Here is a 9,452-nt window from a genome sequence, read left to right on the forward strand (position 1 = left end):
TCTTTTTGTTTTTTTGTTTGGTGTGTTTTTTTTAGTTTAAATTCGGGCGGGGGGGGGGGGGCGCGCCGCCCCCCCCCCCGCCGAAGTGCTGCGCCGTAATAAGGGGCGTACCTACGCGTCGAGGCCGATGGCGAATGCGGCCTCCAGGTCGTGCTGCGAGTAGGTACGGAAGGCCACATGCGTGTCGGTGGCCTCGACGCCGGGGATCTTGCTGATCCGGCCGGGGATGACGTCCGCCAGATCGTCGTGCTTGGCCACCCGGACCATGGCGATCAGGTCGTACGTACCGGTGACCGAGAAGACCTCGCTGACGCTGTCCAGCGCTGCGATGGCCTCGGCGATCTCGGGAATCCGGTCCACGCTGGTTTTGATGAGCACGATCGCGGTGATCACGGCTGGCTTTCTCCCTCGGTGGCCGTGGCTGGAGTCTTCACTCTATCCGTACGCCGGTAACGCCCCCAGGCGTAGAGGAAGCCGAGGGCGAAGCCGACCACATGGGCCAGATAGGCCACGCCGGGGCCCCCGCTGCCCGCGCCCTGGACCGCCAGCCACTGCAGGACGAACCAGAAGATCAGCACGATCCAGGCGGGGAAGCGCAGTGGCAGGAAGAAGAGGAACGGGAACAGGCTGGTGACCCGGGCCCTGGGAAACAGGTAGAGGAAAGCCCCCAGCACCGCCGAGATCGCCCCCGACGCACCGACGAGCGTCTGGTCGGACGTGGCGTGCGCGGCAGCGTAGGAGACCAGGGCGAGATAGCCGCAGCCGAGATAGAAGAGGGTGAACTCGGCATGGCCCATGCGCTCCTCGGCCATCGCCCCGAACACGTACAGGAAGAGCATGTTGCCGAGCAGGTGCAGCCAGCTGCCGTGCACGAAGAGAGCGGTGAGCGGGGTGAGCAGGGCGCGTGCGGAGCCGTCCCACAGCTCGCTCGGGATCACGCCCCAGCGTTCGAAATACCCGGCCTGGGCGGCGAGCAGGGCGTCGGCGGTGCCGTAGGACGGGTTGAAGCCGGAGAGCGGACTGATCAGGAAGACCAGGCAGCACAGGGCGATCAGGGCATAGGCCACGGGCGGTCCGCCCGAGGTGACCGTCCGTAGGGGTCCACTGGTTAATCTGCCGGCCGCAGCCCGCCGATCGATCATGAACAGAGCATGACGCAAGCGGAGGGAACGGGACAGACCGCCTCGCCGTGTCGGGGGGACGTGGCTAGGCCGTAGGGTTACGACAGGACATCCGCAGTTCGACGGCGCACCGCGAGATCCTTGAAGCAGGCAGCACGAGGCTCGACGAAAGAGGACGCACGATGACGACGGTTCCCCAGCCGACCGACGGGACCCGCTGGCGCTGCACGCTCTGCGGAAATCTCACACGGTTCGACGTGACGCGTTCTTCCAAGGTCATCGAATATGTCCATCTCGACCTGGCCGGGGAGTCAACGGTCGAGGAACGCGAGGTGGTCAGTGAGACCATCGAGTCGGTGCGCTGTCGTTGGTGCAATGCGGTGGATCAGATCGAACTGGTGGACAGGCCGGGTGCCGACTCCTGACGGGGCCGTGCGGACAGACAATTTGGGGTGACGGATGGTGGAGCAGCCCGCTGGCGGCGCCGAGTCGGCCGAGGCGGCCGACGACGCCGTGGAGGCACTCGACCGCCCGCTGCCCGAAGGTGTACGGCGACGGGTCGTCGCGCTGGTCTCGGACGCGTTCGGCGACCTGACGGTCACCGAACTGCCGGCCCAGCTGAGACAGTACGCCCGCTTCACCCCGACCCGGCGCGCCAAGTTCGCCGGGAACGCGATGGCGGCCGCGCTGGAAGGCGACGCACTGTTCCGGCAGCGCATCGGCGAACGGCTCAGGGAGGGGCAGCCGGAGCTGACGGCCGCGCTGGAGGCCGGTTCGCCGCCCGCCGCCGCCGACCCCGTCGATGTGGCCGCCGCGGCCTATGTGCTGCGCCCGGCCGGCTGGGTGAAGCTGGTCACCTCCGCCGGCGAGGAGGCTCAGCGGGCCGATGCCGAGCGCGCCGACGAGGAGAGCCGCCGCGAGCTGGAACGGCTGCGCGAGGAACTCGCCCAGGCCCGTTCCCATACGAAGGGCGAGACCGAACGGCTCCGCGGCGAGCTGGACGCGGCCCGCAAGGAAGCCGAATCCCTTCAGCGCAAGCTGCGCAGTGTCGTCAACGAGGTCAAGCGCGGCGAGGCAGCGCTGCGCCGCAGCCGGGCCGAGACCGACGCCGTACGGTCCGAGGCGGCCGCCCAGGTCTCCGCGGCCGAGAGCGAGTCCCGTCGGCTCAAGGCGCGGCTCGGTGAGGCCGAGGCGTCCGTCGAGGCGGGCCGCAGGGCCGCCAGGGAGGGCCGCTCGGTCGAGGACATGCGGTTGCGGCTGCTGCTGGACACGGTGCTCGACGCGGCCCGCGGGCTCCGTCGTGAACTGGCCCTGCCGCCCTCCTCGATCCGCCCCGCGGACAGTGCCGACGCGGTGGAGCCCGGCAGGATGTCGCCCAAGGACATTGCCGCCAGGGCCCTTTCGGAGACCGATCCGGCCCTGCTCGACCAGCTGCTCGCGCTGCCGCAGGCGCATCTGATCGTGGACGGCTACAACGTCACCAAGACCGGCTACCCGCAGCTCCCGCTGGAGAAGCAGCGGCTGAGGCTGCTGGGCGGTCTCGCGGTCCTCGCCGCGCAGACCGGCGCCGAGATGACCTGTGTCTTCGACGGGGCCGAACTGGCCGCCCCGGTGCTGCTCGCACCGCCGCGCGGGGTGCGGGTGCTGTTCAGCAAGCCGGGTGTGACGGCTGATGAACTCATCCGTCAGCTGGCGCGCGCCGAACCGCCGGGCCGGCCCGTCGTGGTGGTCTCCACCGATCGCGAAGTCGCCGACGGAGTGGCGAAGGCGGGCGCCAGGCCCGTTGCGTCCGTCTTGCTCCTGAAGCGCCTTTCGCGCGTCTAGTGGCACTTGTCGGAACTCGGCGGAAATCGGGAAACGGACCGTCAAGTGGCCGCTACACCCTGTGTGATGTGGGTAAAGAAGTGCCTCCTGTGATGAGATTTTTCTTGTGAGGATTTGAACTGATCACAAGTTGGTCACTAGGGTCGGGCCTCGAACCTTCGCACGGTTGATCACCCATCCGGGGTGGCGGCGAAGGCACCGCCGAGTCCGTGACGTGCACGGAGCCGGGGATTTCAGTCCCCCATAGCCCGGTAGGCGGCTCGAGGAAGAAGGAGCTCGCCTTCGTGGCGTCCCACCGTCGTCCCAAGCAGCCGAGCCGCACCCGCGTGACCGTGCTCACCGCGACCGCCGCAGCGGCCGTGGCTCTGACCTCCCAGGCGGCCCACGCCGACCCCAAGCCTTCCAAGAGCGAGGTCAAGGCGAAGGTCGACAAGCTCTACCACGAGGCGGAGAAGGCCACCGAGCAGTACAACGGGGCCAAGGAGCAGCAGCAGAAGCTGGAGAAGGAAGTCAGCGCGCTGCAGGACAAGGTGGCCCGCGGCCAGCAGGAGGTCAACACGCTCCGCAGTGGCCTCGGTTCGCTCGCCACCGCGCAGTACCGCTCCGGTGGCATAGACCCGTCGGTCCAGCTCTTCCTCGCGTCGAACCCGGACAGCTTCCTCGACGAGGCCTCGGCCCTCGACCAGTTGACGGCCAAGCAGACCGAGTCGCTGGAGAAGATCCAGGAGAAGCAGCGGTCCCTCGCGCAGGAGCGCAAGGAGGCCCAGGACAAGCTCGGTGACCTCGCGGACGTACGCAAGACGCTCGGCGAGAAGAAGAAGAAGTTCCAGGGCAAGCTCGCCGACGCGCAGCACCTGCTCAACACGCTGACCGCCGCCGAGCGCGAGAAGATGCGCCAGGACGACCTGCGCGCCAGCCGTGCCGCGGGCGACCGGGTCGACCTGGGCAACGAGGTCCCCGCCTCCGCACTCGGCGCCGCTGCCCTCCAGGCCGCCTCCACCCAGCAGGGCAAGCCGTACGTCTCCGGGGGCACCGGCCCCAACTCCTTCGACTGCTCGGGCCTGACCCAGTGGGCCTACGCCCAGGCCGGCGCCCACATCACCCGCACCACGTACACCCAGATCAACGACGGTCACCAGATCGGGCGCAGCGCGCTGAAGCCGGGCGACCTGGTCTTCTTCAACAACACCTCGCACGTGGCCCTTTACGCGGGCAACAACACCGTCCTGCACGCCCCGAAGCCGGGCGCGGTCGTCCGCTACGAGTCGATGAACACCATCGGCACCTTCCAGGTCGGCGTGCGCATCTGACGACGCCCGAACGGGCGAATTCCCGCGCCCGCGCAGACAGTCCGCCCCGCCGGAGACCACAGGTCACCGGCGGGGCGTTGCTGTTTGCGCCTCCCCGTGCGCCCGGCGCGGCCTTTGGCCGCTCCGTAATCGCCCGACTACTGTCTGCCTGCTGTGCAGCTCCCGGTCGTCGGTCCGCCCGCCCCGGGCGGCAGGGACTGCGCACATCTGCGTACAGCGGAAGGGAGTGCGGCGTCCTGTGGTGTCCCATCGCCGTTCCACACAGCCCGGCCTCAACCGGGGCGCCCGGGTCACTGTTCTGTCGGCCGCGGCGGCGACCGCGGCCGCCACGCTCGGGGCGGCCACCGCGAACGCCGACCCGCAGGACACGCCCCGGACCGCCAAGGCCCGGGTCGACCGGCTCTACAGCGAGGCGGAGCGGGCCACCGAGCAGTACAACAAGGCCGGTGAGAACGCCGACCGGCTGCGCGGCGAGCTGAAGCGGACCCAGGACCGGGCGGCCCGCGGCCAGGAACGCCTCAACCGGATGCGTACGGCGCTCGGTTCGGTGGCGAGTGCGCAGTACCGCTCGGGCGGCCTCGATCCCTCGCTCGCTCTGCTGCTCTCCTCCGATCCGGACACCTACCTCGACCGGGCGGCCACCCTGGACCGCCTGACCGAGTATCAGGCCACCGAGCTGCGGCAGCTTCAGCAGGCTCAGCGCTCTCTCGCACAGACCCGCGCGGAGGCCGCCCGGGCGCTGGCCGATCTGGAGCGCAACAGGGCGGCCGCCACCCGCCACAAACGGACCGTCGAGCGCAAGCTCGCCCAAGCCAAGCAGCTGCTGGACGCGCTGCCCGGCGCCGACCGGGCGGACTTCGAGCGGTCCTCGCGCTCCGGCCGCGACGACGTGTTCCCGGCCATGGCCGTTCTGCCGGCCGGTTCCGCACGGGCCGCCGCGGCCGTCATGGCGGTCCGGGAGGCGCTGGGCCGCCCGTACATCTGGGGGGCCAACGGACCCGCCGGATTCGACTGTTCCGGGCTGATGCAGTGGGCGTACGCCCGGGCCGGGGTCAGCCTGCCGCGCACCTCGCAGGCCCAGCGGTACGCGGGACGCATGGTGCCGCTCTCCGAGGCCCGCCCCGGAGACCTGGTCGCCTACCGCGCGGACGCCGGCCATATCGGCATGTACGTCGGCGACGGCCAGGTGATCCATGCCCCGTACCCGGGCGCCCCGGTGCGCTACGACCCCGTCGGCATGATGCCCGTCTCCTCGGTCACCCGCATCTGACCCGTACCCTCGACCGGGTGGCTGACAGGCGGCGTACCGCACGGCGGGGACGTAACGGAGGACGGCGCACGGCGGGAGTGCTGCTCGCCGGGCTGCTGTTCGCCTCCGCCTGCGCGGCCCCCGGCGACGGCGCCGCCCCGGACTCCACCGCCCGCGGTATCCGCGCCACCCTGGACCGCCGTGCGGCCGCCGTGCTGGAACACGACACGGACGCCTATCTGGCCGCCATAGACCCGCGGGCCACCGGGTTGCGCACGGCCCAGCGCCGGGAACTGGACAACCTCGCGGACGTACCGCTGAGCTCATGGACGTACCGGCTGACGGACGTGACCGGACAGGGCACCGACCGGGCGACCGCGGACATACAGCTGCGCTACCGGATCAAGGGCTACGACGCCGCCCCGGTCGCCGCCGACCGGGTGCTCGATCTGAGACGGGACAGCGCGGACGGCCGCTGGTACATCGTCGGCGACCGGGCGGGCAGGGACGGCGGCCGGCAGCTCTGGCAGCAGGGCGATGTCCAGGTGGTACGCGCAAAGCACAGCCTTGTCCTCGGGGTCGGCCGCACCGACCAGGAACTGCGCGGGATCGCCCGGGCCGCGGACCGCGCGGTGCCCGCCGTCTCGGACGCCTGGCCGGAACGCTGGGCAGGCCGCGTGGTGGTGCTCGTACCGCACACCGTGGAGGACATGGCGGGGCTGCTGGGGTCACCGGCGGCGAACTACCGGGGCATCGCGGCCGTCACCACCGCGCAGACCGGCGGTCCGGACCGGGCGCCCGCGGACCGGGTGATCGTCAACCCGCAGGCGTACGGCATGCTCGGCACCTTCGGACAGCGGATCGTCCTCACCCACGAGATCACCCATGTCGCCACCCGCACCCGCACCTCCGCCGCCACCCCGACCTGGCTCTCCGAGGGCTTCGCCGACTGGGCGGCCTACCGCGCCGAGGACCGTACCGCCGCACAGGCCGCGCCCGAACTGGCCGACGCCGTCCTGCGCGGTGGTCTGCCCGCCGAACTCCCCACGGACGAGGACTTCGGCTTCGCGGGAGACGCCGGGCGCCTGGCGAGGGCGTACGAGGGTGCCTGGCTGGCCTGCGAGCTGATCGCCGACCACTGGGGCGAGAAGAAGCTGTTCGCCTTCTACCGGGCCGTCGGAGCGCACCCGGGGCGGGACGGGGCGGTGGAGCAGGCCATGCAGGAGGTGCTCTCCACGACCCCGCAGGACTTCACGGCACGCTGGCGGGAGTATCTGCGCTCCCGGCTCGGCTGAGCGGGACGCGCTCAGGAGCCGACCGGCTCGGCCTCCCGGCCGGCGCCGGACCGGTCGGCCGGCGGCCTCCCGGTCAGGCGCGGCACCCCGGACACCGCCTGCCGCCACAGCTGCCGACAGGCGATCAGCGTCGCCGCGACCAGCAGTCCGTTGCGCAGGAACATCAGTGTCACGCCCGTCGCGTCGCTGGTCACCACATGGACGAATCCGAGCGGGAACTCCAGCTGAGTGATGCCCGTGGCGAGCAGCACCAGAACGGCCGGCAGCCCCATCCGGCTGTCGCGGAATACCAGGCAGACCGCCGCCAGGCCGACCAGCCACAGCATGTACTGGGGGCTGATCACCCGGCTCGTCGTCGTGAACAGCAGCACCGCCGTGAACGCCGCGTCGGCCGGGGTGTTCACCCGGAAGTCACAGGCCCGCAGCCGCCACACCAGCAGCCAGCCGAAGGCCACGACGGACAGGCCGAGGGCGAGCGTGCTCACCAGCGGCACATACGGACCCAGGAACTCCATCGAGCCGTAGTGCAGCTCCACCCGGCCCTGCCAGCCGAACTGCCGCCACACATGGAAGACCAGCGCCCCCAGCGACTCGACCTCGGTGCCCCGGTCGCGCTGGAAGCCGAGAAAGGCCAGTGCACCGGGCATCGCCACGGTGCAGACCACCAGCAGCCCGGCCGCCGCCACCGCCGCGGCCGTCCACGCCCGGCGCGTCCGCGGCCCACGCGCGGTACCGGCCAGGATCAGCACCGGCCACACCTTCAGCAGCGCACCCACGGCGGCCAGCACCCCCAGCACCCGCGGATGCCGCACCCCCGCAAGCAGCGCCGCCACCGCCACCGCCGCCACCATCACGTCGTAGCGGGCGTACGCGGTCGTACCGAGCAGCGGCAACCCCGCCACCCACACCCAGGCGCCCGCCGTCCACCGGCCGGTCCGGCGGCCCGCGTACAGCAGCAGCCCCAGCACCAGCCCGTCGCACAGGAACGCGAGGACGAAGAAGGCCGAGGCGTAGTCCAGGAACGGGAGCAGGGCGGGGGAGAGGATGGCGAGCGCGGCGAGGGGCGGGTACTGCCAGGTGACGTCGGACTGCGGATACGTACCGGTCTTCAGGACCTCGGACCAGCCGTGGTAGATCACCGAGACATCACTGGTCACGTCCGGTCCGGGCAGCGTGATCACCTTCGTGACGCAGAGCAGCAGCGCGACCCTGGTGAGGGCCCACACCGCGACAGCGAGCCGCGCGCCGGTCGATCCCGTCATGGACGCCTCATCCGTTTCGTCAGTGGGTACTCGGTGGGTACGACGAGCCATGATGCCCGCCCGGCCTGTGCGAGAGCCATCAGCCCGGCCGCCCGGTACTGTCGGCCGGGATGGACAAGACCCTGATCGTGACCAACGACTTCCCGCCCCGCCCCGGCGGCATCCAGGCATTTCTGCACAACATGGCACTGCGCCTGGACCCCGGACAGATCGTCGTATACGCCTCCACCTGGAAGCGCAGCCCCGAAGGCATCGCGGCCACCGCCGCCTTCGACGCCGAGCAGCCGTTCACCGTCGTCCGAGACCGTACGACGATGCTGCTGCCGACCCCGCGGGTCACCCGGCGCGCGGTGCAGCTGCTGCGCGTACACGGCTGCACATCCGTATGGTTCGGCGCCGCGGCCCCGCTCGGGCTGATGGCTCCGGCGCTGCGCAGGGCCGGAGCCCGCCGCCTGGTCGCCACCACGCACGGGCACGAGGCGGGCTGGGCCCAGCTGCCCGCGGCCCGGCAGCTGCTGGGCAGGATCGGCGATACCACGGACACGATCACCTACCTGGGGGAGTACACCCGCTCCCGGATCGCCACCGCACTCAGCCCCGAGGCGGCGGACCGCATGGTCCAACTGCCGCCCGGCGTCGACGAGAAGACCTTCCACCCGGACTCCGGCGGGGACCTGATCAGGGCCCGGCTCGGGCTCTCGGACCGCCCCGTCGTCGTCTGTGTGTCACGGCTCGTGCCGCGCAAGGGCCAGGACACGCTGATCCTCGCGATGCCCGCGATCCTGGCGCAGGTACCGGACGCGGTGCTGTTGATCGTCGGTGGCGGACCGTACGCCAAGGAGCTGAAGCGGCTGGCGGAGGAGACGGGGGTCGGCGACTCGGTGCGCTTCACCGGGCCGGTGCCGTGGGACGAACTGCCCGCCCACTGCGGCGCGGGCGATGTCTTCGCCATGCCGTGCCGGACCCGTCGCGGCGGCCTCGACGTGGAGGGCCTCGGCATCGTCTTCCTGGAGGCGTCCGCGACCGGACTGCCGGTGGTGGCGGGCGACTCGGGCGGTGCGCCGGACGCCGTGCTCGACGGCGAGACCGGGTGGGTGGTGCGCGGCGGCTCCGTGGAGGAGTCGGCCGACCGGATCGTCACCCTGCTCCGTGACCCGGAGCTGCGGCAGCGGATGGGGGAGCGGGGGCGGGCCTGGGTCGAGGAGAAGTGGCGCTGGGACCTGCTGGCCGACAGGCTCCGTGCGCTGCTCTGAGCCCACGTGACGCGGTACGCCGAGGGGCCCCGCGCGAGTACGTGAGAGGGGGCCCGCACACGCCGGGCGGGCCCCCGCACACGCGCCACGGGGCAGCCCCCGTAGAAAGACTCGACCACCTCCCCGGAGTCCGTCGCC

At 71.3% G+C, this 9,452-nt stretch carries 9 protein-coding genes; 6 read left to right on the forward strand and 3 right to left on the reverse strand.

Annotated elements, in window-relative coordinates:
- Positions 1-111: 111 nt before the first annotated feature.
- Positions 112-393 carry an Lrp/AsnC family transcriptional regulator gene (locus tag ACFVYE_RS40145; RefSeq protein ID WP_093543818.1) on the reverse strand — a complete coding sequence of 94 codons (282 nt, stop codon included), beginning with the start codon at positions 391-393 and terminating at the stop codon, positions 112-114.
- Positions 390-1,142: a rhomboid family intramembrane serine protease gene (locus ACFVYE_RS40150; protein ID WP_389608614.1), complete on the reverse strand. Its 753-nt coding sequence runs from the start codon at positions 1,140-1,142 to the stop codon at positions 390-392. Before ACFVYE_RS40150 ends, ACFVYE_RS40145 begins: the two co-directional genes overlap by 4 nt.
- Positions 1,143-1,303: 161 nt before the next feature.
- On the opposite strand from ACFVYE_RS40150, the gene ACFVYE_RS40155 reads away from it, so the two are divergent.
- The 5 genes from ACFVYE_RS40155 to ACFVYE_RS40175 all read left to right on the forward strand — a co-directional run bounded on the left by ACFVYE_RS40155 (position 1,304) and on the right by ACFVYE_RS40175 (position 6,799).
- Entirely contained in the window at positions 1,304-1,546 is a 243-nt protein-coding gene (locus ACFVYE_RS40155) for a hypothetical protein (RefSeq protein ID WP_093893615.1), read from the forward strand.
- A 37-nt stretch (positions 1,547-1,583) separates the two neighbouring features.
- A complete protein-coding gene (locus tag ACFVYE_RS40160; RefSeq protein WP_383971220.1) occupies positions 1,584-2,945 on the forward strand; it encodes an NYN domain-containing protein in 1,362 nt (453 codons plus the stop codon).
- A gap of 284 nt (positions 2,946-3,229) precedes the next feature.
- Positions 3,230-4,255 carry an NlpC/P60 family protein gene (locus tag ACFVYE_RS40165; protein WP_383971206.1) on the forward strand — a complete coding sequence of 342 codons (1,026 nt, stop codon included), beginning with the start codon at positions 3,230-3,232 and terminating at the stop codon, positions 4,253-4,255.
- A gap of 238 nt (positions 4,256-4,493) precedes the next feature.
- A complete protein-coding gene (locus ACFVYE_RS40170; RefSeq protein ID WP_383971209.1) occupies positions 4,494-5,525 on the forward strand; it encodes an NlpC/P60 family protein in 1,032 nt (343 codons plus the stop codon).
- Positions 5,526-5,542: 17 nt separating this feature from the next.
- Positions 5,543-6,799, forward strand: a complete 1,257-nt coding sequence (locus ACFVYE_RS40175) for a hypothetical protein (RefSeq protein ID WP_383971212.1) — start codon at positions 5,543-5,545, stop codon at positions 6,797-6,799.
- An 11-nt stretch (positions 6,800-6,810) separates the two neighbouring features.
- Here ACFVYE_RS40175 and ACFVYE_RS40180 read toward each other — a convergent pair whose 3' ends face one another.
- A complete protein-coding gene (locus ACFVYE_RS40180; RefSeq protein ID WP_383971214.1) occupies positions 6,811-8,061 on the reverse strand; it encodes a glycosyltransferase 87 family protein in 1,251 nt (416 codons plus the stop codon).
- 110 nt (positions 8,062-8,171) lie between these two features.
- On the opposite strand from ACFVYE_RS40180, the gene ACFVYE_RS40185 reads away from it, so the two are divergent.
- Positions 8,172-9,314, forward strand: coding sequence for a glycosyltransferase family 4 protein (locus tag ACFVYE_RS40185; RefSeq protein ID WP_383971217.1), 1,143 nt, complete (start codon positions 8,172-8,174; stop codon positions 9,312-9,314).
- The last annotated feature ends 138 nt before the right edge of the window (positions 9,315-9,452 follow it).

Source organism: Streptomyces sp. NPDC058239, from assembly GCF_042882185.1.
Taxonomy (GTDB): Bacteria; Actinomycetota; Actinomycetes; order Streptomycetales; family Streptomycetaceae; genus Streptomyces.